A 22,515-nucleotide genomic window follows, 5' to 3' on the forward strand; every position below is an offset into this window, starting at 1 on the left:
TTGGCAACACCGATCGTCGTGACGGCGGATCTGCGCCCGCTCGCAGTGGTCGTAGATCGGACGTAGATCGACCCGCGAGAAGGTGGAAGGGCCCTGGGGAGAACGCGAAGGAGCTACTGCGTGATCTTGGAAGACGGCGGCCGGGGACGATCTCGGCGCGCGACGGTCGTCGTGCTGGCCACGACGGTTTTGCTGACGATGTCCGGATTTTCGGCCGCGGCCGCGCAGGCGAGCACGAGCGATCCCGGACCGTCCTGGAACAACACCATCTCGGATACGCCGCCACCGTCGTCGGCGAGCTGAGAACTCACCGCGTGAGTTCCTCGATCGCGCGGATCGCGTCATCGGCTTCGGGGAGTTCGAGATCGACGAAGAGCAGATGCGCCTGGTCCAGCCGTGCCACGGCGTCGGCGGATCTGCCCAGCGCGGCGAGGGCCCTGCCGAGCACGAGCAGCGCGTTGGCCTGGTCGCGCCGGGTTCCGAGTTCTTCGCAGAGCCGAAGGGCCGACAGCGCCTCTGTCTCGGCCTCTTCGGCCCGGCCCAGCGCCAGCAGGGTTTCGGCGAGCCGGTAGAGGGCGTGCGCCGCCCGCTCCCGGATTCCCGCCGCCAGGCAGCTCTCCACGCAGGCGGTGAACCGCTCGGCCGCGGCTTCGTGGCGCTCCAGCGCCTGGTTCGCGAGGCCGAGCACGTAAAGCGCGTACCCGATCCCCGACGCGTCGCCCATTTCCCTGGCCAGGGCGAGAGCCGACTCGCAGACGGCGAGGACGTTCGCGGGGTCTCCGCCACGCAGCATGGCGTGCGCGGAGTTCAGGCTGCTGGTCACCGCTCCCGAACCGTGGCCGAGCTGCCGCGCCAGCTCGGCGGAGCGATCGAAACACCGGACGGCGAGCAGGTAGTCGTGACGGAGCTGGGCGGCCAGCCCGAGATTGTTGAGCGCCTGCCGGAGGATCACCGGATCGTCGCCCGCCGTCGCGGCGTCGACCGCGCGCCGCGCGTGCGCCTCGACGTCGGCGTGGGTGGCCGTGCGCAACGCGACGGTGCTGGCCAGGAATTCGGCCCGGCCGACGGTGCGGTGATGCTCCCGCCGTCCCGGCCCCATCGGCTCGGGGAGCCGGGCCACCGCCTTCGTCAGGTTCGCCGCCGCGACGTCCAGTCGTCTCGCGCCCGCTTCGGCGGTGAACGGGCTCATCGCGATCAGCAGGTCGACAGCGGTGCTCAGCAAGGGCGCGGTGCCGATTTCGACGCCCCTGGCGCAGGCCGACACCACGGTGTCCCCCACCGACGACGCCCACTCCCTGGCCGCCCGCAGGTCGGCGATCGGCAGTCCGGCGCCCGCGGGCGACCGCGTGCCCAGCACGTCGCCGGTCGGATCACCCGGGACCGCGTGCGCGAAAGCGTTGCGTGCGGTGGCCACCAGCAGCGACAACAACCGGTCGAGAGCGGCGGCCTCGTCGGCCGGGTCCCGGTCACGACTGCGGCCGAAGGCGACCAGGAGCTCGTGGACGCGGAATCTGCCGGTGAAGGTGTCGTCCAGGATGGAGGCGTCCACGAGGCCCTCCAGCCGCGCTTCGGCCTCGGCCGGATCCACGCCGAGGACGGCCGCCGCTTCCGGCAGCGTGAACTCGGCGCCGGCGACCGTGGCGAGCAGCACGAAGTCTCCGGCGAGTGGCTCGGGAAGCTGTCGATAGGCCACCTCGAAGACCGCTTCGATGGCGAGCGGCCCCGCCCGCAGTTCGGCTATCCGGCGGCGTTCGTCCCGCAGCCTCTCGACCATGGACGCGAGGGTCCAGTGAGGGCGCGCCGCGAGCCGCGACGCCACGATCCGCACGGCCAGCGGGAGCAGCCCGCACGCGGTCACGAGGTCGAGCGCGCCCGCCGGTTCGGCCGCCACGCGGTGCGCGCCGACGCACTGCCGGACCAGGCCGAGCGCCTCGTCCGGGGTGAACACCTCCAGGCTGACCTGGGTGAGCAGCGGCAGCCCGTCCAGCCGCGCGCGGCTGGTGATCAGCACCGCGCAGCCCGGCGTACCGGGCAGCGCGTCACGGATCTGCGCGGCGTCGAAGACGTTGTCCAGCACGATGAGCATCCGGCGGCCGTCGACCAGCGACCGCCACAACCCGCGACGCTCGGCGAGGCGTTCGGGCAGCCGGTTCGACGGCACGCCGAGCCCGGTGAGCAGCACTTCCAGCAGCTCCGGGCCGGTCAGCGGATCGCCGACCTGGTCGAGATCGCCGAGATCGGCGTGCAGCTGACCATCCGGGTACCGCTCACGGAGTCCGTGGGCCAGATGCACCGCGAGGCTGGTCTTGCCGACCCCGCTCATCCCGGTGATCGCCACCACCGCGGGCGTCGCCCGGTCGGCGGCGGTCAGCACCTCCCGCAGCGCGGTGAGCTGATCGGCGCGGCCGGTGAAGTCCGGCAGATCGGGAGGAAGCTGCGCCGGGGTCGGCCGCCAGGCACCGGCGGGCGGTTCGGCGGGCGACGGGACGACGACCGGCGGCTCGGCACGCGGGGCCGCGTCGTCCCCGCGGAGGATGCGTTCGTGGAGTTCGACCAGTTCCGCACCGGGGTCGATCCCGTGCGCCTCCACCAGGGTCCGGCGGGCATCGTGGAACACGCGCAACGCGTCGACCTGGCGGCCCATCCCGTGGAGCGCGCGCATCAGCAGGACGTACAGCCGTTCCCTCATCGGGTGTTCCGCGATCATCGCCGTCAGCCGCGGCTGGACCTCGTAGTAGTGACCGAGGCGGAGTTCCGCCTCCAGGTACTGCTCGGTGAGCGCGGTGTGCAGCTCGTCCAGCCAGCTCCGGCTGTGCTCGGCGAACAGTCCCGGCACCCCGGCGAGCGGCTCGCCGGTCCACAGCCCGAGTGCTTCGGACAGCACGTGCCTGGCCCGGTGCGCGTCGCCCGAAGTCAACGCTTCTTGAGCCACGGCACCGAGTTCTTCGGCGCGGGAGGTGTCAACGGCCGAGGAGGGGACGACCAGCCGGTAGCCGTCGCCCGCCGTCACCAGCAGTTCGTCTTCGGCTCCGGAAGTGGCGAGCAGCCGTCTCAGCCGCCAGGCGTAGGTCCGCACGATCGAGGCGGACCGGGCGGGGATGTCCTGGTCCCACAACGTGTCCGTCAGTCTGGCGAGAGACAGCGCCGTTCCGGGGGCCAGCGCCAACGCGGCCAGCATCGCCTGCTGTTTGGGTGTCCCGACGGGGACCATCACGCCATCGGGCCGCCGCAGCCGCATCGGGCCCAGCAGAACGAATCCCACCCCAGGCAGTGCCGCCGTCATCCGCGCCGCCCCTTTCGGTCGCGACGATACACACGGACGGTGAGCGTCGGCCCGAACTCGGAGAACGCTGCCCGTTAGTCCTGTCTCCCGCGCCGAAGCGGGCAAGAAAACGATTCGGCACCTGGTCGGAACCAGGTGCCGAATCGGGTCCTGCTCGGTGGTTCAGATCCTTCTGGGCTTGGGCTTCCAGACCACCAGCGCCGTCTGCTGCCGCAGCGGGACCAGGTCCTTGCGGTAGGAGGCGTGGACGGCCGCGGCCGTCTGTTCGGCGGTGAGGTACGCGGCCGTGAGTTCCTCGGTCAGTTCGGCGATCCGGTCCCGCAGGGCGTCGACCTGGTTCTCCAGCTCGATGATCCGCTTGATGCCCGCGAGATTGACACCGTCTTCTTGGGACAGTCGCTGCACTTCGCGCAGCAGCGCGATGTCCCGCATGGAGTATCGGCGTCCCCCACCGGAGGTCCGGCCCGGCGACACGAGACCCTGCCGGTCGTAGGACCGGAGGGTCTGCGCGTGCAGGCCGGAAAGCTGCGCCGCCACCGAAATGACGAACACCGGGGTGTCCTCGTCCGCGCCGTGCGGCAGCCCGCCGAACATCCTGCTCACCTGCCTTCGAGAAGTTCGGTGATCTCCGGTCGTGGATCGTGGTCGGACATGGCTTCCGCGTAGGCCTCGAGGGCCTCACGGGCCTTGTCGTCCAACTTGGCCGGGATGGCCGCCTGCAGGGTGACCAGCAGGTCGCCCTGCGCGCCGTCCCGTTTGGCGATTCCCTTGCCGCGCACGCGAAGCACGCGACCGCTCGCCGTGCCTTGCGGCACCTTCAGCGAGACCTTGCCCTCGAGCGTCGGCACGGTGATCGTGCCGCCGAGGGCCAGTTCCGCGAAGGACACCGGCACGGAGATCGTCAGGTCGAGGTCCTGCCGCCCGAACACCGCGTGCGGTGCGACGTGCACGCGGACGTACAGATCGCCCGCCTGCGCGCCACCCCGGCCCGGTTCGCCCTGGCCCGCCAGCCGGATCCGCTGGTCGTCGGCGACGCCCGGCGGGATCCGCACGGTCAGGGTGCGGGTGCGGGTGGAAACGCCCTCGCCCGCGCATTCCGGACAGGGGTCGTCGATGATCGTGCCGCGGCCGCGGCAGTCGCGGCACGGCTCGGAGAACGCGAACGCGCCCTGGCTCCGGCTGACCAGTCCGCTGCCCTGACAGGTCGAACACGTCCTCGGGGAGGTCCCCGGCTTCGCGCCGTTCCCGCCGCAGGTGGAACAGGTCGCCGGGCTCGACAGCCTCAGCGGCAGGGTCGCGCCCTTGACCGCTTCGGTGAAGTCGATCCGGACGTCGGTCTCGACGTCCGCGCCGCGCTGCGGCCGGTTCGCCGTGGCACCGGCCGCGGCACCGCGGCGGCCGAAGAGACCGCCGAGGATGTCGCCGAGCCCGCCGAAACCGGCCTGCTGCTGGCCACCCGCCTGACCGAAGATGTCGCCGACGTCGAAACCGCCGGCGCCACCGCCGCCACCCGGGAAGCCGAAACCACCGGGACCGCCGGAGCCGAAGAGGCGGCGTGCCTCGTCGTACTCCTTGCGCTTGGCCGTGTCGGACAGGACGCCGTACGCCTCGGAGACCGCCTTGAACTTCTTCTCCGCCTCCGCGTTGCCCGCGTTGGCGTCGGGGTGGTTCTCCTTGGCCAGCTTGCGATAGGCCTTTTTGATCTCGTCCGCGGTGGCGTCGGAGGAGACGCCCAGCTCACGGTAGAAGTCCTTACCGATCCATTCCCGTGCACTCACCGAACGTCTCCTCCTTTCACGCCGTATCGCCGATCAGCGGTCGTTCTCATCGAAGAGCTCGCCCTCGAGCGGCAGCTCGCCGCCGACGGGCGGGTCCACCGGGGCGGCCTGCGCCGCCGGTGCTCCGGCGGCACCCGGCTCGTGGTCGGTGACCCCGACCAGCGCCGCGCGCAGCACACGCTCGCCGAAGCGGTAACCGCGGCGCATGACCGTGGTGACCGTCGGGCCCGCGACGTCCGGTGACGTGCTGTGCTGCACGGCCTCGTGCACGCTCGGGTCGAAGGCTTCGCCCTCGGTACCGAACGGTTCGAGACCCGACCGCTGCAGGCTCCCGACCAGCTTCTCGCCGACCGCCTTGAAGGCACCGGTCAGATCGCCGTGCTGCTCCGCGCGCTCGAGGTCGTCGAGCAGCGGGAGCAGGTCGTTGACGACCGACGCCTTCGCGCCGGTGACGACCTGTTCGCGGTCGCGATCCACGCGCTTGCGGTAGTTGGCGTACTCCGCCTGGAGACGCTGGAGGTCGGCGGTGCGCTCCGCCAGCTCCTTCTCCAGACCGGTGGCCACCGCCACCGAATCGTCCACAATGGAGTCCCCGAGGCCGGGCCCCGCGTGGGTCACGGGGGGCTCCGGCGCGGACTCCAGCGGCTCCACGGTGTCTTCAGCCGGGGCTGCGTGCTTCGGACCGTCCTGCGGTTCGGCAGCCGGGGCAGCCGAACGGACTTCACCGGTCAGCGGATCGATCCGCCGACGGTCCCGCACGACCACCGGTTCCTCCGGGCCCCGGCCCTCGGTTTCGTCGTAGCGTCCCGTCACTTCTTGTCCTTCTCGTCCTCTTCGACGATCTCGGCGTCGACGACGTCGTCGGCCTTGGCCTGCGAACCGGTGCCCGCGCCCGCGGTCCCGGCCGCGCCTTCACCGGCGGCGGCACCATCGGCGGCGTTGCCCGCCGCGTTGGCGTAGAGCGCCGTGCCGAGCTCCTGCGAAGCGGTGTTCAGCTTCTCGATGGACTCGCGGATCTTCGCCGAGTCGGTGCCCTTGAGCGACTCGTTGGCCTCGTCGATCGCGGACTTCACCTTGCCCTTGAGCTCCTCGGGCAGCTTGTCCTCGTTGTCCTTGACGAACTTCTCCGTCTGGTAGACGAGGGTCTCCGCCTGGTTGCGGGTCTCCGCTTCCTCGCGGCGCTGCTTGTCCTCTTCGGCGTGCGCCTCGGCGTCCTTGACCATGCGCTCGATGTCGTCCTTCGGCAGCGCGGAGCCACCGGTGATCGTCATCGACTGCTCCTTGTTCGTGCCGAGGTCCTTCGCGAGGACGTGCACGATGCCGTTGGCGTCGATGTCGAAGGTGACCTCGATCTGCGGCACGCCACGCGGGGCGGGCGGGAGACCGGTCAGCTCGAACATGCCGAGCTTCTTGTTGTGCGCCGCGATCTCGCGCTCACCCTGGAACACCTGGATCTGCACCGACGGCTGGTTGTCGTCCGCGGTGGAGAAGATCTCCGAACGCTTGGTCGGGATCGTGGTGTTGCGCTCGATGAGCTTGGTGAACACACCGCCCTTGGTCTCGATGCCCAGCGAAAGCGGGGTCACGTCGAGCAGCAGGACGTCCTTGACCTCACCCTTGAGCACACCGGCCTGCAGTGCGGCGCCGACGGCGACGACCTCGTCCGGGTTCACGCCCTTGTTGGGCTCGCGGCCGCCGGTCAGCTCCTTGACCAGGTCCGACACGGCGGGCATGCGGGTGGAACCACCCACGAGCACGACGTGGTCGATGTCGCCGACGGCGACACCCGCGTCACGGATGACGTTGTTGAACGGCTTGCGGGTGCGCTCGAGCAGGTCCGAGGTGATCTTCTGGAACTCGGCGCGGGAAAGCTGCTCGTCGAGGAACAGCGGGTTCTTGTCCGCGTCCACGGTGATGTACGGCAGGTTGATGCCCGCGGAGTTCGAGCTGGACAGCTCGATCTTCGCCTTCTCGGCGGCCTCACGGATGCGCTGGAGCGCCATCTTGTCCTTGGTGAGGTCGATGCCGCTGGAGGCCTTGAACTTGTCGACCAGCCAGGTGACGATGCGCTCGTCCCAGTCGTCACCACCGAGGTGGTTGTCACCGGAGGTCGCGCGGACCTCGACGACACCCTCGCCGATCTCCAGCAGCGAGACGTCGAACGTACCGCCACCGAGGTCGAAGACCAGGATGGTCTGTTCCTTCTCGCCCTTGTCCAGGCCGTACGCCAGCGCCGCCGCGGTGGGCTCGTTGACGATGCGGAGCACGTTCAGGCCGGCGATCTGCCCGGCCTCCTTCGTGGCCTGCCGCTGCGCGTCCTCGAAGTAGGCGGGGACGGTGATGACCGCGTCGGTGATGGTCTCGCCCAGGTACGCCTCGGCGTCGCGCTTGAGCTTCATCAGCACCCGGGCGCTGATCTCCTGCGAGGTGTACGCCTTGCCGTCGATCTCGGTCTTCCAGTCGGTACCGACGTGCCGCTTGACCGACCGGATGGTGCGGTCGACGTTCGTCACGGCCTGGTTCTTCGCCGGCTGACCGGTCAGCACTTCGCCGTTCTTGGCGAAGGCGACGATGGACGGGGTGGTGCGTGAACCTTCCGAGTTGGCGATGACCGTCGGCTCGCCGCCCTCAAGGACAGCGACGACCGAGTTGGTCGTGCCGAGGTCGATGCCGACCGCTCGCGCCATGGTGTGTTCCTCCTGCTATTCGTGACCTGCACGTTCGCCCCCATGTTGAGTGGGCGTCACGCAAGTTCTATCGGGATCGTGGGGTTTCCGTCAAGCCGGACTTGAGCCGACTGCACTCAACCTTGTATCCGGCTCAACGAGCGGCCGGGGCGTCTTGTTCCCGGACTACCGGCAGACCTTGCCCGGAGCGGGTGTGACCCCGCTCACCAGGTATTTCACCTCTTCGGTGCGCACGCAGGCCGAGTTGAGCAGCCCCGTGTGCCCGTATCCGGCGTCGACCAGCAACGTCGAGTTCTCGATGTTCTTCGCGAGCCCCCGGGCCCAGGCCAGTGGCGTCGCCGGATCGTGTTCGCCGCCGACCACGAGGATCGGCGCCGCGCCCCGCACCTTCTGCGGCTGGGGCGGATACGCCGGGGCGACGGGCCAGCCCGCGCAGCCGCTCGTGATGTCCCAGAACTCCGAGTAGCGCCAGCTGTGCGGGGCGAGGGTCTTCACCAGCCCCTGCATGACGCGCATGTCGGCGTAGGAGGTGAAGGCCGGGCCGAAGTCGTGGCAGCCGATCGCGCGGTACGCGCCGTAGGACGGGTCCAGCTGCGAGTACGGCGCCAGCCCGGTCGCGTCCGGCTTCTCCGCCGTCGCGGCCGAGATCGCCTTGCTCAGTTCCGGCCAGAACGCCGGCAGGATGAGCGCGCCGTAGACACCGGACGCCATTTCCTCGGCGGTCACGTTCCGCCCGAGCTCACTCGCCGGGACACCGCCGGGCGTCGCCATGAGCGTGTCGTAGGTGGCGAGGACGTCCTTGCCGCGAAGCGCGCACTCGTCCGAGGTCGGGCACCACTTCGCGAAGTCGCCGAGCGCGCTTTCGGTCGCGATGGCCTCGTCGAGGATCGCCTTCTTCGTCGGCAGGGAATGGTCGATGGCGCCGTCGAGCACCATCGTGCGGACTCGCTTCGGGTACTTCTCCGCGTACACGGCGCCGAGTTCGGAACCGTAGGAGACGCCGAGCCAGCTGATCTTCGGCTCACCCAAGGCGACCCGGATCGACTCGATGTCGTCGGCCGCGTGCCAAGTGTCCACTTGGGACAGTACGGGTCCCGTCCTCTTGAGACACTCCGCGCCCGAAGCGCGGTTGTGCGCGATGAACTTGTCGTAGTCCGCGCGGCTCTTCGGGAACCGGCCGATCGCCGGGTCGTGCAGCGTGGGCGCGCAGGTGACCGCGGGCCTGCTGTCGCCGACGCCGCGCGGGTCGAACCCGATGACGTCGAACCGCTGCCGCAGCTCGGCCGTTTCCGGCTTGTCCAGCGCGAAACCGCGGCCGCCGTACTTGAGCACGGTGACCCCGGCGCCGCCGGGACCACCCGGATTCGTCAGCAGCGAACCGACCCGGCGCGCGGGATCGGTGGCGGGCAGTTTCGCCAGCGCGATCGAGATCGTCCCGTTCACCTGGAGGTTCGCGCATTCCAGCGTCGGCGCGTACTCGGTCGCGCACGGTTTCCAGTCGAGCCGGGGCGTGGCGGACGCAGGCAGCGCGGACAGCGGCAGGAGGGTCAGCGCCGTGACGGCGGCGAGTGCCTTCGTCCTCATACGGGCCGCACCGTGACCGTGCCGGTGCCGGACTTGAGGTCCAGCACGTTCGCCGAGGCCTGGTCCTGCCGCACGCCGACGGTCTCGACCTTGCCGGTCTCCGAGCTGGCGTTGATGCGGTACGCGCCGTCGGGAACCGTGACGGTGACCTGCCCGGTGTCCGCGCTCGCGGTGACCGCGCCCGGTTTGGTCAGCCCGACCTTGATGTCCCCGGTGCCGGTGACGATTTTCACCGGCCCGGTCGAGTTCAGGACCTCGAGATCCCCGGTGTCACCCCGGAGGTCCACCGCGGCGGCGCGGGCGAGCGTGATCTTGCCGGTGCCGATGGACCCGGAGATCGCGAGCTCACGCGGGACCACGACCTCGTAGTCCACGCCGCATTGGCTGCACCCGCCGAGAACCAGCGTGCCGTTCTCGACACTGTGCGTCTTGCCGGGATTCCGGCCGGTGTAAGTGACTTCGCGGTGCAGCGAGACCGGTGCGCCGTCCTCGACCCGGAGCTTGAGCCCGCCGACCGGGACGTCGACCCGGATCGCGGTGATCTGCTCGGTGACCGGCGTCCCGTCGCTCAGCGTCTCCCGGCCTTCGCCCGTGCAGCCGACGACTCCGAAGGCCACCAGCGCGCCGAGAGCGAGCGCGCCGAGGACGCGCCGCTCTTTGGTGAACAGAGCTTTGTTGACCATGAGAAAGTGTTCCCCCGATAAGTGCGTCAGGCCGCTTTGACCGAGACGCTTCCGCTGTCCGTGGTGAGATCGAGCTTGTGCTGGGCCGAACCCGACTGGTTCACGTCGATGTCGCGACTGCCGCTGTCGGTGGTGCCGGTGACGTTGTAGTCGCCGGAGGGCACCTTGACCTCGATCGAACCGCTGTCGGTCCGCGCGGTGACGTCCGCGCCCTTGACCAGTTCGAGTTCGATACGGCCGCTGTTGGCGTTGGCCTTCACATTCCCGCCGAGCCGCTCGCCCTTGATGGCGCCGGAACTCGCGTGGATGTCGACGTCCTGCCCGATGTTCTTCAGTTCGACGCGGCCCGAGTCGGCCTGGACCTTCACGGTGCCGGGTACGTCGCGTACCTCGACCCGTCCCGAGTCGACCTGGATGTCCACAGTGGACACCCCGGCGATCTCCACCGCGCCGGAGTCGACCCGGCCGGTGACCGGGACCCCCGCCGGGACGGTCACGTCGTAGTCGACCTCGCAGTGGTCTCCGCAGCCGGCGAGGACCAGGGTGTCGCCTTCCACACGGTAGGCGTCGCCGGGCTTGTTCCAGCGGTAGGAGAAGTCCTGGCGGACCACGGCCTGGCCGCCGCCCGAGCGGATCTTGAGCGCCCCGCTGTCGTTCTCGACGCGGACGCTCTTGATCGACTGGGTCAGTTCGGTGGTCGCCGACGCGTCGGACGGCCACCACCAGCCGAGGCCGGTGAGGACGCCGACGCCGATCAGGGCGATGCCTCCGATTGCGAGGAGTGGGCGCGCCATGGTCTTGAGTCCCTCCAGAGCAGGTTTTCGTCTGTCTCGACGCTAAGGGGCGCGCGACGGGTTGGACATAGGGGTAACCCCCGGAATCGTCCCTGAGCCCGCGCCAGGGTCGCCGGGGTCATAACCTGGCGGGGTCATCGGTTCCACGATCAGGAGGACGCATGCCGCAGGCACCCGATCCGTACGATTTCCTGCCCGATCTGCCTGCCTTCACCTTGAGCAGCACCGACATCGAAGAAGGCGGCTTCCTGCCGACGCCCCAGCTCTCCGGGATCTTCGGCGCGGGCGGCGAAGATCGTTCCCCGCAGCTGTCCTGGACCGGCTTCCCCGCCGAGACCAAGAGCTTCGCCGTCACCTGCTACGACCCCGACGCCCCCACCGCGAGCGGATTCTGGCACTGGGCGGTGTTCGACATCCCCGCTTCGGTGAACGCGCTGGCGGCGAACGCGGGCGACGAGGCGGGCTCCGGCCTGCCGGCGGGTGCCGTCACCCTGAAGGGGGACGGCGGCGTGAAGCAGTTCCTCGGGGCCGCCCCGCCGCCCGGGCACGGGCCGCACCGGTACATCTTCGCGGTGCACGCTGTCGACGTCGAAAAGCTGGACGTCGGCGAGGACGCCACGCCGGCTCTTCTCGGCTTCAACCTCTTCAGTCACGCCATCGCCCGGGCGTCACTCACGGCGCTGCACGAGAACAAGGGCTGACCCGCTTTTCCGTGAAGGCCTCCTTACCTACCCTGAGCGTAGGGAAGGAGGCCTTCACGGACTTTGGTCACTCTTCGGACCCTCACGCCCGACGATTGGACCGACTGGCGCGACCTGCGCCTGGCGGCGCTGAGCCACGACCCCGACGTCTTCGGTGTGACGCTCTCCCATTGGGAGAACGCGCCGGAAGAGCGCTGGCGTGCGCGACTCACCGATGTCCCCTTCAACGTCCTCGCGACCCCGGCGGGCATGGTCTCGGCCACCTCCCCCGAGGACGGCGCTGTCGAGCTTCTGTCGCTCTGGGTCGCCCCGTCCGGACGTGGCCGCGGTGTCGGGGACGCGCTGGTGGCCACGGTCCTGGAGTGGGCCGATTCCGCGGGTGCCGAAAGCGTGCGACTCCGGGTCTACGACCACAACGAGAGAGCAAGGGACCTTTACTACCGCCATGGCTTCGCGGAGACCGGCGAGCCGGAGATCCTCAGGGCCAGGACGAGATGCGGGTCGCGCTAGGCCTGCCCGTTGGCCCGGGACCGCTCCATGTACTGCCCCTCCGGCGGGTCCCCGAAGCCGAACGGCCGGTACAGCTCGTGCGCGTCGGCGGTGTGCAGCATCCACCGGAACTCCGCGCCCGGGCCGTTGTCGATCATCTCCCGGACCAGTTCCTTGCCGAGCCCCGCGCCGCGCGCGTCCTCGAGGACGAAGACGTCCGCCAGGTAGGCGCTGCCGATGGTGTCCGAAAACGCCCGCGCGAAGCCGACCAGGCGGCCTGTCGAAGCCTCGTACGCGCCGACGACGCGCCACGCGTTCCGAAAGACCTTCTCGATCAGCTCGCGGTCTCGCCACTTGCCCCAGTAGACGCTGGTGGACAGGCACTTCCACACCACGTCGAGGTCCACCCGAGCCGGGTCGTCGTCCAGTTCGTAAGCACCGACAGTCCTCATGATCCGCAAGTTACCCGGCAGGTCAACGAGGTTTCAGCAGGTAGTCCACCACCGGCCGCAGCTCGTCCGCGGACGGCGGCTCGTCGTCGATGAGGCCCTGGATCAGGAGGCCGTCGATACCGGCGAGGAACACCCGGAACGCGACCTCGTCGTCGTGCCGGACCATCGAGGTCAGCACGTCCAGCCAGCGCCGCGCGGCGGGCCGCAGCTCGGGTTTGCGCGCGGCCAGCAGGTACAGCTCGTACTCGGCCATCGTCCGCCCGCGCCGCGGGCCCAGCGCCTCGGCGAGCAGCCCGGCGACCTCTTCCGCGCCGCGGCTGCCGCGTGAACGGGCCCTGTCGATCATCCAGTAGACCTCGGTCGCCATATCCCTCGCGCACGAGATGAGGGTCGCGATCAGCAGGTCGTCGAGGCTGGAGAAGTGGTAGGTCGTCGAAGCCGTCGGCACGCCCGCTTCGGTGGCGACCGTCCGATGGGTGACCCCGGCGACGCCGTCCCGCTCGATCACCCGCAGAGCGGCCGCGATGATCTCCTCGCGCCGCTTCTCGCCCCTGGCCTTCCGGCCGTCGACCTGGATCTTCACTTAGTGCGCGCTCCCTACCTCGATCAACACGACACCGCCGACCACCAGCGCCAGCCCGGCGATCACGGCGAAGTTGACCGGCTCCTCGAAGAACACGATGCCGACGGCCGCCACGAGCGCGACACCGGCCGCGGCCCAGATCGCGTAGGCGACGCTCACCGGCACGCCCGCCTTCAGAACGTACGCGAGCGCGACGAACGCGAAGGCGTATCCGGCCACCACGAGGATCGACGGGCCCAGCTTGCTGAAGCCCTCCGAGAGCTTCAGCGAGACCGTGGCGGTCACCTCGGCGGCGATCGCGAAAGCGAGGAGAAGGTATGCACCCATGTCACAAAAACTACCTGGACGATCGTCTTAAAACAAAGAGAGGCGTACACCACATCGGTGGGACTTGGGCGCGGTCAGTGGGTTACCCATCAGTAAGAAGCATTAGTCTGCCCCCACCACCACACGCTTCACTCGGACGAAAGGCACCCGATGATGGGCGCTGTACAGCTGACGCTCGGCGGGATCGCGGTCCTGCTCGGCGTCGTCGCCTGGGGAATGTTCTTCGCGACCATCGCCCGCTTCGTGCGGGTGATCCGCCTCGGTCAGCCGGACTCGACCCGCAACGGCCCGTTCATGCCGCGCATGAAGACCTTGATCAAGGAATTCGCCGCGCACACCCGCATGAACAAGGTCAAGAGCGTCGGCCCGGCGCACTGGCTGGTCATGTGGGGCTTCCTCATCGGGTCGCTCGCCCTGTTCGAGGCGTACGGCGAAGTGTTCGTCCCGACCTGGGGCTGGCCCATCCTCGACGACTGGTCGCTGTTCCAGCTGCTCATGGAGCTGCTCGGCGTCGGCACGATCGTCGGCATCCTGGTGCTGATCTGGGTCCGCCAGAAGAACCACCCGCGCCGTGCCGACAGGCAGTCACGCTTCCAGGGCTCCAACTTCAAGTGGGCGTACTTCATCGAAGCCGTCGTGCTCATCGAGGGCATCGGCATCATCGGAGTCCGCGCCGCGAAGTCCGCGCTGAACGTCCACGAAACCCCGGTCTGGGCCGCGTTCGTCTCGCATCCGATCGGTGAACTGCTGCCCGCCAGCCCGAACCTGGTCTCGGTGTTCGCGTTCGTCAAGCTGATGAGCGCCACGATCTGGCTCATCGTCATCGCGCGCACGATGACCATGGGTATCGCCTGGCACCGGTTCAGCGCCTTCTTCAACATCTACTTCAAGCGCGAGGCCGACGGCGGCGTCGCGCTCGGCGCGCTCAAGCCGATGATGAGCAACGGCAAGGTGCTCGACCTCGAAGAAGCGGACCCCGACGAAGACACCTTCGGGGTCGGCAAGGTCGAAGACTTCAGCTGGAAGGGCTGGCTGGACTTCTCCACCTGTACCGAATGCGGCCGCTGCCAGTCGCAGTGCCCCGCGTGGAACACCGGCAAGCCGCTTTCGCCGAAGCTGCTCATCACGCAGCTTCGCGACCACGCCTACGCGAAGGCGCCGTACCTGCTCGCGGGCGGCAAGCGCGACATGGCGGGCGACGAGGTCGGCTTGTCCGGGGACGACATGTACGCGGGCATCGACGTCCTCGCGATCGCCGAGTCCCAGAAGGCGCTCATCGGCGACGACGGCGGCATCATCGACCCCGAGGTGCTGTGGTCCTGCACCTCCTGCGGCGCTTGCGTCGAGCAGTGCCCGGTGGACATCGAGCACGTCGACCACATCGTCGACATGCGCCGCTACCAGGTGATGATCGAGTCCGCGTTCCCCAGCGAGCTCAACGGGATGTTCAAGAACCTGGAGAACAAGGGCAACCCGTGGGGCCAGAACGCCAAGGACCGGCTCGCCTGGACCGAGGACCTGGAGTTCGAGGTGCCGGTGTTCGACGGCGACCTCGGCGAGGCCGAGTACCTCTTCTGGGTCGGCTGCGCCGGCGCTTTCGAGGACCGCGCGAAGAAGACCACGCGGGCCGTCGCGGAGCTGCTGCACATCGCGGGCGTCAAGTACACGGTGCTCGGCTCGGAGGAGTCCTGCACCGGTGACCCGGCCCGCCGCGCGGGCAACGAGTTCCTGTTCCAGATGCTGGCGCAGCAGAACGTCGAGATCCTGAACTCGGTCTTCGAGGGTCGCGAACGCAAGGCGCGCAAGGTGGTCGTCACCTGTGCCCACTGCTTCAACACCCTCGCGAACGAGTACTCGGAACTGGGCGGCCAGTTCGACGTCGTGCACCACACGCAGCTGCTCAACCGCCTGGTGCGGGAAAAGCACCTGACCCCGGTGGCCCCGGTCGCCGAGGACGTCACCTATCACGACCCGTGCTACCTGGGCCGCCACAACAAGGTCTACGACGCTCCCCGCGAGCTCGTCGGGGCCACCGGCGCGACCCTGCGGGAAATGCCGCGGCACGGCGACCGGTCGATGTGCTGTGGCGCCGGTGGCGCGCGGATGTGGATGGAAGAGAAGATCGGCAAGCGGATCAACGTCGAGCGCGTGGACGAGGCGCTCGGCACCGCGCCGTCGAAGATCGCGACCGGCTGCCCGTTCTGCAAGGTGATGCTCAATGACGGCCTCACCGCGCGGCAGAGCGACGGCCAGGCGAGCGAAAAGGTCGAGATCGTCGACGTCGCGCAGCTGCTGCTGACCGCCGTCAAGCGCAAGCCGGAACCGCAGCTGGTCCCGGCGGGAGCGCCGTCCTTGGACGCCGTCCCAGATGCTGAACTCGACGAGAAGGCCGAAGCGCCTGCCAGCGAAACGCCGCCTTCGGAGGAAGACAAGTAGAACCTCGAGGCCGGAGGGGACATTCTCTCGCACATAATGCGAGAGAATGTTCCCTCTTGTTTTATCCCGTCCGGACCATTCCGTCCCGTTACCCGTTCGGCGGTACACGGCAACGATAAGCTGGCGTTTCCTCGTTGCCGTTGTCGTCTGCGAGGTTTCTTTAGGCGGCACGGCTCTGGGTCTGAAAAAAAGGGGCGAGGAAATCAATGGGCAACCGGCACGAACTCCGTCAGCGCAAGGAACACCGCCTCGCGACGCCGGGATCGTCGACCCTTCGCCCGATGGCCCGCCTCCCGTCGGCCGCGGCACTCGCCCGGATGGCGCAGGAAGCGACCATCCCCAGCATCCCGGCCGCCCGGCGGCCGCCGCGGCAGGAACGGCAACGCACGCGCGTCCGCCCGTACGTTCGCACGGGCGGACGCACGCAGTCCAAGCGGAACTTCGCCATCGAAGCGATGATTTCCGTCCGGAACGACGCACCTTGGAGCGCTCCGGGGTTCAGCGTCGAATTCCATTCGGTCCGATCACTGTGCCGCCGTCCGACTTCCGTCGCGGAAGTGGCCGCGTCACTAAGCGTTCCACTCGGCGTTGCAAAGGTCCTTTTGGGTGACATGGCCGAACTCGGCTTGGTTACCGTTCATGAAACGCAAGCTGAATTCGACGGTCATCCGGCACTCGCCTTGATGGAACGCGTGCTGCAGGGTTTGCGTCGTCTGTGAGATCGGCGCACTCGCACTACGCTACGCAAGGTGAGTGAAGAATCCGGCGACGAAAGCACCTTGACCGTAGTGCTGGCGGGTGGGGTGAACCTCGCCATCGCGGTGCTGAAACTGATCGCCGGGATCATCACCGGCTCCGGTGCGATGCTGTCCGAAGCCGCGCACTCGGTGGCCGACACGATCACCGAAGTACTCCTGCTGACGGCGCTGAAACGCTCGGACCGCCCCGCGGACCGCGTCCACCCCTTCGGCTACGGCAAGGAACGGTACTTCTGGTCGCTGCTCGCGGCGGTGTCGATCTTCGCCTCCGGCGCGATGTTCGCGCTCTACGAAGGCTTCTCGACGGTGTTCGGCGAAGCGACCGAGCAGACCGATCCGATCGTCGGCTACGTCGTCCTCGCGATCGCCTTCGTCCTCGAATCCGTCTCGTGGTTCCAAGCCGTGCGGCAGGTGCGGCGCGACGCCGCCGAAGCGGGCCAGAAGATCTCGGTCTACCTGCGGATGATCGACGACCCGGCGCCGAAGACCGTCCTGTTCGAGGACTCGGCGGCGCTGATCGGCCTGCTGCTCGCGTTCGCCGGGATCGGGCTGCACCAGCTCACCGGATCGCATGTCTGGGACGGTGCGGCGTCGATCGCGATCGGGGTGCTGCTGGCGCTCGTCGCCTACGTGCTCGGGCGCACCAACCGCGGCCTGCTGATCGGCAGGCAGGCGGATCCGAGGCTGGTGCGCGCGGTGCGGGACCATCTGGTGGGCGCGCCCGAGATCGAGGCCGTCGTCGACCTGCAGACCATGCTGATGGGCACCGACCAGGTGCTCGTCTGCGCTCGCGTCGACTTCGACGACGCGCTGGGCGCGGCGGACGTCGAACGCGCCTGCGTCCGGATGGCCGCCGAACTGACGCGGACGTTCGGTGATATCACCGAGGTGTTCATCGAACCGGTCCCGCGCACGGATCCCGAGCTTCGCGCGGCGGTTCTGGCCCGCTACGGCGACATCGCCGAACGATGGGACAAGGGTCAGTAGCCGAAGTTCTGCGTCCAGTACATGCCCTTGGTGTTGACGCCGACGCCGATCTTCTTCAGCTTGCAGTTGAGGATGTTCGCGCGGTGGCCCTCGGAGTTCATCCAGGCGTCCATCACCTTGGCGGCGTTCGACTGTCCCTTGGCGATGTTCTCCGCACCGGGCTTGTCGTAGCCGGCGGCCCGGATGCGCTGGTCGAATGTGGTGCCCTCAGGCGTGGTGTGCGAGAAGTAGTTCCGGGCCGACATGTCGTCACTGTGTCCCTGCGCGGCCGCGGCGAGATGCGACTCGTTGCTCACCGGCGAGCAGCCCGCGTCGGCGCGCTCGGCGTTGACGAGGTCGATGACCTGACCGGCGAGCGAACTGTCCTGCGAGCGGGGCGGCGCGGGAGCCTTGCTCGAGGTGGGCTTCGGAGCCTCGGAAGTCTGAGCGGGCGGCTCGGCCGCGGCGGAGGACGAGCTGGGCGGGGCGGAGGAGGTCGTGGGAGCCTCCGAAGACGGCGCCGGAGCGGGCTGACCGGACGCGGGGTCGCCTGGCGCCGGAGCGGTCGTCTGGCCGAAGTAGGCGGGAGGCTTCGCGAGCGCGTCGCCGGAGCGGCCCTTGGTGTCGGGGACGCTCAGCGAGAGGTTGCTCAGCGCGGTGCCCTGGAACCGATCGGTCACCATCAGGTAGCTCGCGCTGGCGATCACTCCGCCGAGCAGAAAGCTGAGCGTGACAAGAAGTAACCGGTTTCTTGCTCTCTTGGGGGACACGAGGCCGAAAACTATCACGAACTGGTTACGGCAATACCCCCGAAAGTAGTAATACCGGTCAACGGTTGCGTTGAGTGATCAAACCCGTGGACTCGTTCGTGATCGTCGTGGCGTCGCCCAGGAACCGGATCACCGTCTCCAGCTCACTGTCCGTGTACTTCTCGCAGGCCTCGCGGACCGATTTCACCAGGTGATCCCACAGCGGGGCGGCACCGGCCATCATCGCCCCGTCGATCTCGATGAGCACCTTCCGCCGATCCTCGGGGTGCGGCTTCCGCGCGACGATCCCCTTGCTCTCGAGCCTGTCGATGAGCGCGGTGATCGACGCCGGCGCGAGCCCCGAGAGCTGCGAAAGCGCCTTCGGCGTCTGTGGACCGAAGCGGGCGAGGTAGTCGGCCACCTTGCTCTCCACCGCCGAAAGGCCGCTCCGCTCGGCGATCGCCGTATGGAACATGACCGTCTCGGTGGACAGCGCCCGCGACCCGTTGAGGATCCGCTCGACCAGTTCCGCCCGCTCGCTTGACACGTCGGCCAGTCTAGCGGAGTCTTTAGTTCGATAGAACGAATTAGTTTCTAAGAGATTCGATGGGGTGAACGATATGGCGAAGGTACTGGTCGCCGGCGGGGGTATCGCGGGCACGATCACGGCGATCGCACTGCACGAGACGGGTCACGAGCCGGTGATCCACGAGGCGTACGACCGGACCGCCGAGGGCGTCGGCGCGTTCCTGACGCTCGCGGTGAACGGCCTCGACGCGCTGGCACCGCTGGGCCTGAAAGAGCTGGTCAAGGACCTGGGGTTCGACACGCCGCGGATCAAAATGCACCTGGGGAACGGGCGCGAGGTGGCGGATTTCGCGCTCGGCGGGCGCCTGGAAGACGGCACCGCGAGCCAGACCGTGCTGCGCTCAGATCTGTACGTCGCCCTTCGCGACGAAGCGGTGAGACGCGGGATCGAAGTCCGCTACGGCAAACGTTTGGCAGACGCGCGAGAGACCGCTTCCGGCGTGCTCGCGACGTTCGAGGACGGTTCGTCGTCCGAGGGCGACCTGCTGGTCGGCGCGGACGGGCTCAGGTCGCGAGTGCGGGAAATCATCGACCCGCGGGCGCCCTCGCCGCGCTACGTGCCGTTGCTGAACACCGGCGGGCTGGCCGAGGGCCTGCGGCTGGACGACGAACCCGGCGTCATGCACATGACCTTCGGCAAACGGCTGTTCTTCGCGCACGTCGTCCATCCGGACGGCGGCGTCTGGTGGTTCGCCAACGTCCCCCGTAAGCAGGAGCCGTCCGCCTCCGACCTCACCGCGACGACCGGCTGGCGCGAGGACCTGATCCGGCAACTCGCGGTGGACCGCACCCCGGCCGTCGAGATCGTGCGCGCGACGCGGGAGATCTACCGGCCGTGGGCGACCTACGACTTCCCGACCGTGCCGACCTGGCGGACGGACCGGATGGTCATCATCGGCGACGCCGCCCACGCGACCTCACCGGCGGCGGGCCAAGGCGCCGCGATGGCCATCGAGGACGCCGTCACGCTGGCGCGCTGCCTGCGTGACGTGCCCTCGATCCCGAAGGCTCTCGCCGCCTACGAAGGACTACGACGAGAGCGCGTCGAGGCCGTCGTCGAGCGCGGGAAGCGCAACGGCGACGCGAAGGCTGTCGGGCCCGTCGGACGGGTGATCCGGGACTTCTTCATCGCGCGGGCGTTCAAGAACCCGCCGAAGGAGGATCCGAACGCCTTCATGTGGCAGCACCGGATCGACTGGGAAGCCCCGGTGAGCTGACTCGCTTCTCCCCTTCGGCGGGTTTCCGTCAGCGCTCGACAGATATCACCGCCAGGTGTCCACGCGGTGGAAGTTCTTGTACGCGCGGCTCGGGGTCGGTCCGCGCTGCCCCTGGTAGCGCGAGCCCGCCTCGTTCGAGCCGTACGGGAACTCCGCGGCGCTGGACAAGCGGAAGATGCAGAGCTGGCCGATCTTCATCCCCGGCCAGAGCGTGATCGGCAGGTTGGCCACGTTGGACAGCTCCAGCGTGATGTGGCCGGAGAAGCCGGGGTCGATGAAGCCCGCGGTGGAGTGCGTAAGCAGCCCGAGGCGACCGAGGGAGGACTTGCCCTCCAGACGGCCGGCGAGGTCGTCGGCCAGCGTGACGGTCTCGTACGTGGAGCCGAGCACGAACTCGCCAGGGTGGAGTACGAAGGGGTCTTCGCCCTCCTTCTCGACCAGCGACGTCAGCTCGTCCTGCTGGAGCTGCGGGTCGATATGCGTGTACTTGCTGTTGTCGAACACGCGGAAGAAGCGGTCGAGGCGCACGTCGATGCTCGACGGCTGGACCATCGTCGGGTCGAACGGGTCGACGCCGAGACGGCCGGCGTCGAGCTCTTTACGGAGGTCACGGTCGCTGAGGAGCACGCGATCAGCGTAGTCAAGCGGCCTTCATGTGCCTGCCGTAGGTGGGGTCGAGCCGGAAGACCTTGGTGACCTGCCGGAGGTAATGGCGCCGCCCGGCCGCTCCGATCAGTTCCTGGAGGGCCGTCGCCCCGGGCACCACCCGCCGGACCGTCTCGGCGGCGAAGTTGACTCCAGCCACCGCGACCACGGCCGCCTGCGCGATCGGATCGTCGGGCAGCTCCAGGAAGTCGGCGTTGGACTTGCCGAGGAGAAGCCTGCTGATCGCCCCGTGCCCCGCGACCGACACGTGGGCGAGGACTTTGCCGAGCGCGCCCCGGCCCTCTCCGATCCCGGCATGGGACTTCATGAGCGCCGCGGCGAGCCGCTTGGAGTCGTCGTCGGGGATGAACTCGGTGGTGGCGAGCAGCCACAGCAGACGCCAGGCGTCTTCCTCGCCGGCGGGCAGGAGTTCCTCGTCGACCCCCATCAGCCAACCGACGTAACGCCAAAGGTGCAGGATGTCGGCGCGCTCGCGGTCGCTGTAGCGGAGCCCGAGCAACTGCGTGCCGAAGACGTAGACGAGAGAGAAGAGCAGGAGCGTGCCCGCGGTCTGGACCTGGTTGACCGGCCTGTCCCAGGCGGCGTAATCCCAGTCCTTGCGGCGATTCATGGCCGCGCGGACGTGCGCGTGCACCACCCGCACCCGCAACGCGGACTCGTACCCGCGCCCGCCGGACACCAGCGCGCCCGGCGTGGTCACGTGAATCCACCAGGTCGCCGTCTCGACGAGCCGTTGCGCCGCCTTGTACTCGATCTCACCGGTGCCGACGAGCGACTTCGTCGCGCGCGACGCGAGATACCCGCCCATCAGCGAAACGTCACCGAGCGGGAAGAGGCCGAGCAACCCGGCACGCGTGATCGCCCGCGCCCCGCGATCGAGGCGATCCTGGTCGACCCAGTACGGCATCGCCTCGACGTTGCGAAAGAAGGCTTCGAGCTCCTCCGGCGGCTCCTCGACACTGTCGATGCCGTGCTTCAGTGCTTGCTCGAACTGTCCTTGGGCGCCGTTTCGCAGCAACGGAACCAACACGTCGGCCGCCGGGTCCTCCCGCTGCGCGAACTTCCGCAGCCGGGCCACCTGGCGCTCGTCGCCCCGGATGTCGCCCTCGATGAACAACTTCGACGCGACCCGGAACCCACCTTGCCGGAACAGCTCGGGGTCAGGCAGCCTCTCGCCCATCCGGATCACCTCCGATGTAGACAACAAGTGTTGTCACTTGAAGGTGGCGACGTCAAGGTGGGCGGGGGCTTGGCAGGGAGAGATCCGGACCATGTATGCTGGCCGAGCACTGCGGATGTAGTTCAATGGTAGAACATCAGCTTCCCAAGCTGAATACGCGGGTTCGATTCCCGTCATCCGCTCTCCTGCGAAAGCCCCAGGTCAGTGGATGTCCACTTAGGACCTGGGGCTTTCGCTTTGGCCGGGCAACGGTGCTCGCGTGCCATTAACGGGCCACACCCTTCCGGTGGCGGTCGACGAGCGGGGGCGGCCGATCCACGATCTACGCGTCGACTTCACTGGCCGCCCTCTGGTAGGTGAGCGCCGCCCTCATGCCGTCGTGCCCCGTCTGAGCCATAACGCCTTTGGCAACGTGCCGCCTTCTCTCCCCCAGACGTTCCTGGCGTGTAGCGGTTAGTGGAGATGCGGCCCTTAACCCATCTGCTCCGCAACCTCGACCCATTTCGTTCGCCAACTGAAGTTCGGCCACGCACCGCGTTCCCGCTCGCTCAGCGGTGAAGAACAGCGCGTCTCACTCAGGCTTAACCCAAGATT

22 protein-coding genes and 1 tRNA gene are annotated in these 22,515 nt (G+C 68.5%); 7 read left to right on the forward strand and 16 right to left on the reverse strand.

The annotated features are described in order from the left end of the window. Nucleotides 1-113: 113 nt before the first annotated feature. From ACLJRM_RS08260 to ACLJRM_RS08300, 9 genes are all read right to left on the reverse strand, one after another. Nucleotides 114-311 (reverse strand): hypothetical protein, encoded by a 198-nt coding sequence (locus ACLJRM_RS08260; RefSeq protein ID WP_101611385.1) that lies wholly within the window; start codon nt 309-311, stop codon nt 114-116. Further along, nucleotides 308-3,283, reverse strand: a complete 2,976-nt coding sequence (locus ACLJRM_RS08265) for an AfsR/SARP family transcriptional regulator (RefSeq protein WP_199192939.1) — start codon at nt 3,281-3,283, stop codon at nt 308-310. The genes ACLJRM_RS08260 and ACLJRM_RS08265 overlap by 4 nt, the downstream gene beginning before the upstream one ends. Nucleotides 3,284-3,445: 162 nt before the next feature. Continuing rightward, nucleotides 3,446-3,877, reverse strand: coding sequence for a heat shock protein transcriptional repressor HspR (locus tag ACLJRM_RS08270; RefSeq protein ID WP_101611386.1), 432 nt, complete (start codon nt 3,875-3,877; stop codon nt 3,446-3,448). Nucleotides 3,878-3,882: 5 nt separating this feature from the next. Further along, nucleotides 3,883-5,061 (reverse strand): molecular chaperone DnaJ, encoded by a 1,179-nt coding sequence (dnaJ, locus tag ACLJRM_RS08275; protein ID WP_101611387.1) that lies wholly within the window; start codon nt 5,059-5,061, stop codon nt 3,883-3,885. 33 nt (nt 5,062-5,094) lie between these two features. Beyond that, nucleotides 5,095-5,874, reverse strand: a complete 780-nt coding sequence (grpE, locus tag ACLJRM_RS08280) for a nucleotide exchange factor GrpE (RefSeq protein ID WP_410662689.1) — start codon at nt 5,872-5,874, stop codon at nt 5,095-5,097. Then, complete coding sequence (gene dnaK, locus ACLJRM_RS08285; RefSeq protein WP_101611389.1) at nt 5,871-7,748, reverse strand: molecular chaperone DnaK; 1,878 nt, start codon at nt 7,746-7,748, stop codon at nt 5,871-5,873. The genes grpE and dnaK overlap by 4 nt, the downstream gene beginning before the upstream one ends. A 165-nt stretch (nt 7,749-7,913) precedes the next feature. Continuing rightward, on the reverse strand, nt 7,914-9,332 hold the full coding sequence (locus ACLJRM_RS08290) for an alpha/beta hydrolase (protein WP_410662690.1): 1,419 nt from the start codon (nt 9,330-9,332) through the stop codon (nt 7,914-7,916). After that, the gene (locus tag ACLJRM_RS08295; protein ID WP_410662691.1) at nt 9,329-10,015 is read right to left on the reverse strand and encodes a hypothetical protein; all 687 of its coding nucleotides are present in this window, start codon (nt 10,013-10,015) and stop codon (nt 9,329-9,331) included. The genes ACLJRM_RS08290 and ACLJRM_RS08295 overlap by 4 nt, the downstream gene beginning before the upstream one ends. A gap of 26 nt (nt 10,016-10,041) precedes the next feature. Next, nucleotides 10,042-10,809: a DUF4097 family beta strand repeat-containing protein gene (locus tag ACLJRM_RS08300; protein WP_101611391.1), complete on the reverse strand. Its 768-nt coding sequence runs from the start codon at nt 10,807-10,809 to the stop codon at nt 10,042-10,044. 161 nt (nt 10,810-10,970) lie between these two features. On the opposite strand from ACLJRM_RS08300, the gene ACLJRM_RS08305 reads away from it, so the two are divergent. After that, a complete protein-coding gene (locus ACLJRM_RS08305; protein WP_101611392.1) occupies nt 10,971-11,510 on the forward strand; it encodes a YbhB/YbcL family Raf kinase inhibitor-like protein in 540 nt (179 codons plus the stop codon). A gap of 63 nt (nt 11,511-11,573) precedes the next feature. Next, the gene (locus ACLJRM_RS08310; RefSeq protein WP_410601404.1) at nt 11,574-12,020 is read left to right on the forward strand and encodes a GNAT family N-acetyltransferase; all 447 of its coding nucleotides are present in this window, start codon (nt 11,574-11,576) and stop codon (nt 12,018-12,020) included. Here the strand turns inward: ACLJRM_RS08310 and ACLJRM_RS08315 are convergent. Genes ACLJRM_RS08315 through ACLJRM_RS08325 form a run of 3 tightly spaced genes read right to left on the reverse strand, consistent with a single transcriptional unit; the run spans nt 12,017 to nt 13,361 of the window. Continuing rightward, nucleotides 12,017-12,451: a GNAT family N-acetyltransferase gene (locus tag ACLJRM_RS08315; protein ID WP_168214445.1), complete on the reverse strand. Its 435-nt coding sequence runs from the start codon at nt 12,449-12,451 to the stop codon at nt 12,017-12,019. The genes ACLJRM_RS08310 and ACLJRM_RS08315 overlap by 4 nt on opposite strands. A gap of 22 nt (nt 12,452-12,473) precedes the next feature. Further along, complete coding sequence (locus ACLJRM_RS08320; protein WP_020632424.1) at nt 12,474-13,034, reverse strand: TetR/AcrR family transcriptional regulator; 561 nt, start codon at nt 13,032-13,034, stop codon at nt 12,474-12,476. Next, a complete protein-coding gene (locus ACLJRM_RS08325; RefSeq protein WP_101611394.1) occupies nt 13,035-13,361 on the reverse strand; it encodes a DMT family transporter in 327 nt (108 codons plus the stop codon). Between the two features lie 153 nt (nt 13,362-13,514). Here ACLJRM_RS08325 and ACLJRM_RS08330 point away from each other — a divergent pair, with 153 nt between their 5' ends. The 3 genes from ACLJRM_RS08330 (at nt 13,515) to ACLJRM_RS08340 (ending at nt 17,542) form a co-directional block, all read left to right on the forward strand. Then, on the forward strand, nt 13,515-15,797 hold the full coding sequence (locus ACLJRM_RS08330) for a (Fe-S)-binding protein (protein ID WP_410662692.1): 2,283 nt from the start codon (nt 13,515-13,517) through the stop codon (nt 15,795-15,797). Nucleotides 15,798-16,078: 281 nt separating this feature from the next. Beyond that, nucleotides 16,079-16,516, forward strand: a complete 438-nt coding sequence (locus ACLJRM_RS08335; protein ID WP_233223042.1) for a DUF742 domain-containing protein — start codon at nt 16,079-16,081, stop codon at nt 16,514-16,516. 30 nt (nt 16,517-16,546) lie between these two features. After that, a complete protein-coding gene (locus ACLJRM_RS08340; protein WP_410662693.1) occupies nt 16,547-17,542 on the forward strand; it encodes a cation diffusion facilitator family transporter in 996 nt (331 codons plus the stop codon). Here ACLJRM_RS08340 and ACLJRM_RS08345 read toward each other — a convergent pair. Together ACLJRM_RS08345 and ACLJRM_RS08350 are read right to left on the reverse strand one after the other, a co-directional pair. Beyond that, nucleotides 17,536-18,228: a CAP domain-containing protein gene (locus ACLJRM_RS08345; RefSeq protein ID WP_101611397.1), complete on the reverse strand. Its 693-nt coding sequence runs from the start codon at nt 18,226-18,228 to the stop codon at nt 17,536-17,538. The genes ACLJRM_RS08340 and ACLJRM_RS08345 overlap by 7 nt on opposite strands. A 121-nt stretch (nt 18,229-18,349) precedes the next feature. Further along, nucleotides 18,350-18,817, reverse strand: coding sequence for a MarR family winged helix-turn-helix transcriptional regulator (locus tag ACLJRM_RS08350; protein ID WP_101611398.1), 468 nt, complete (start codon nt 18,815-18,817; stop codon nt 18,350-18,352). 73 nt (nt 18,818-18,890) lie between these two features. Here ACLJRM_RS08350 and ACLJRM_RS08355 point away from each other — a divergent pair, with 73 nt between their 5' ends. Then, entirely contained in the window at nt 18,891-20,075 is a 1,185-nt protein-coding gene (locus ACLJRM_RS08355) for an FAD-dependent oxidoreductase (protein ID WP_410662694.1), read from the forward strand. Nucleotides 20,076-20,120: 45 nt separating this feature from the next. Here ACLJRM_RS08355 and dcd read toward each other — a convergent pair whose 3' ends face one another. Together dcd and ACLJRM_RS08365 are read right to left on the reverse strand one after the other, a co-directional pair. Then, complete coding sequence (dcd, locus tag ACLJRM_RS08360) at nt 20,121-20,702, reverse strand: dCTP deaminase (protein WP_016338162.1); 582 nt, start codon at nt 20,700-20,702, stop codon at nt 20,121-20,123. Between the two features lie 13 nt (nt 20,703-20,715). Next, nucleotides 20,716-21,921 (reverse strand): oxygenase MpaB family protein, encoded by a 1,206-nt coding sequence (locus tag ACLJRM_RS08365; RefSeq protein WP_410662695.1) that lies wholly within the window; start codon nt 21,919-21,921, stop codon nt 20,716-20,718. A gap of 111 nt (nt 21,922-22,032) precedes the next feature. On the opposite strand from ACLJRM_RS08365, the gene ACLJRM_RS08370 reads away from it, so the two are divergent. Then, a tRNA-Gly gene (locus ACLJRM_RS08370) sits at nt 22,033-22,103 on the forward strand. Nucleotides 22,104-22,515 lie beyond the last annotated feature (412 nt).

It is taken from the genome of Amycolatopsis sp. lyj-84 (genome assembly GCF_046549075.1).
In the GTDB taxonomy this organism is placed as follows: Bacteria; Actinomycetota; Actinomycetes; order Mycobacteriales; family Pseudonocardiaceae; genus Amycolatopsis.

What these genes read in the sequence shown, in the direction of transcription:
- ACLJRM_RS08355 (WP_410662694.1), top strand. Translation starts at nt 18,891, where the DNA reads ATGGCGAAGGTACTGGTCGCCGGCGGGGGTATCGCGGGCACGATCACG.
- ACLJRM_RS08300 (WP_101611391.1), bottom strand. Translation starts at nt 10,809, where the DNA reads ATGGCGCGCCCACTCCTCGCAATCGGAGGCATCGCCCTGATCGGCGTC.
- ACLJRM_RS08290 (WP_410662690.1), bottom strand. Translation starts at nt 9,332, where the DNA reads ATGAGGACGAAGGCACTCGCCGCCGTCACGGCGCTGACCCTCCTGCCG.
- dnaK (WP_101611389.1), bottom strand. Translation starts at nt 7,748, where the DNA reads ATGGCGCGAGCGGTCGGCATCGACCTCGGCACGACCAACTCGGTCGTC.
- ACLJRM_RS08295 (WP_410662691.1), bottom strand. Translation starts at nt 10,015, where the DNA reads ATGGTCAACAAAGCTCTGTTCACCAAAGAGCGGCGCGTCCTCGGCGCG.
- ACLJRM_RS08330 (WP_410662692.1), top strand. Translation starts at nt 13,515, where the DNA reads ATGGGCGCTGTACAGCTGACGCTCGGCGGGATCGCGGTCCTGCTCGGC.
- ACLJRM_RS08305 (WP_101611392.1), top strand. Translation starts at nt 10,971, where the DNA reads ATGCCGCAGGCACCCGATCCGTACGATTTCCTGCCCGATCTGCCTGCC.
- ACLJRM_RS08265 (WP_199192939.1), bottom strand. Translation starts at nt 3,283, where the DNA reads ATGACGGCGGCACTGCCTGGGGTGGGATTCGTTCTGCTGGGCCCGATG.
- ACLJRM_RS08270 (WP_101611386.1), bottom strand. Translation starts at nt 3,877, where the DNA reads ATGTTCGGCGGGCTGCCGCACGGCGCGGACGAGGACACCCCGGTGTTC.
- ACLJRM_RS08325 (WP_101611394.1), bottom strand. Translation starts at nt 13,361, where the DNA reads ATGGGTGCATACCTTCTCCTCGCTTTCGCGATCGCCGCCGAGGTGACC.
- ACLJRM_RS08335 (WP_233223042.1), top strand. Translation starts at nt 16,079, where the DNA reads ATGGCCCGCCTCCCGTCGGCCGCGGCACTCGCCCGGATGGCGCAGGAA.
- ACLJRM_RS08365 (WP_410662695.1), bottom strand. Translation starts at nt 21,921, where the DNA reads ATGGGCGAGAGGCTGCCTGACCCCGAGCTGTTCCGGCAAGGTGGGTTC.
- ACLJRM_RS08315 (WP_168214445.1), bottom strand. Translation starts at nt 12,451, where the DNA reads ATGAGGACTGTCGGTGCTTACGAACTGGACGACGACCCGGCTCGGGTG.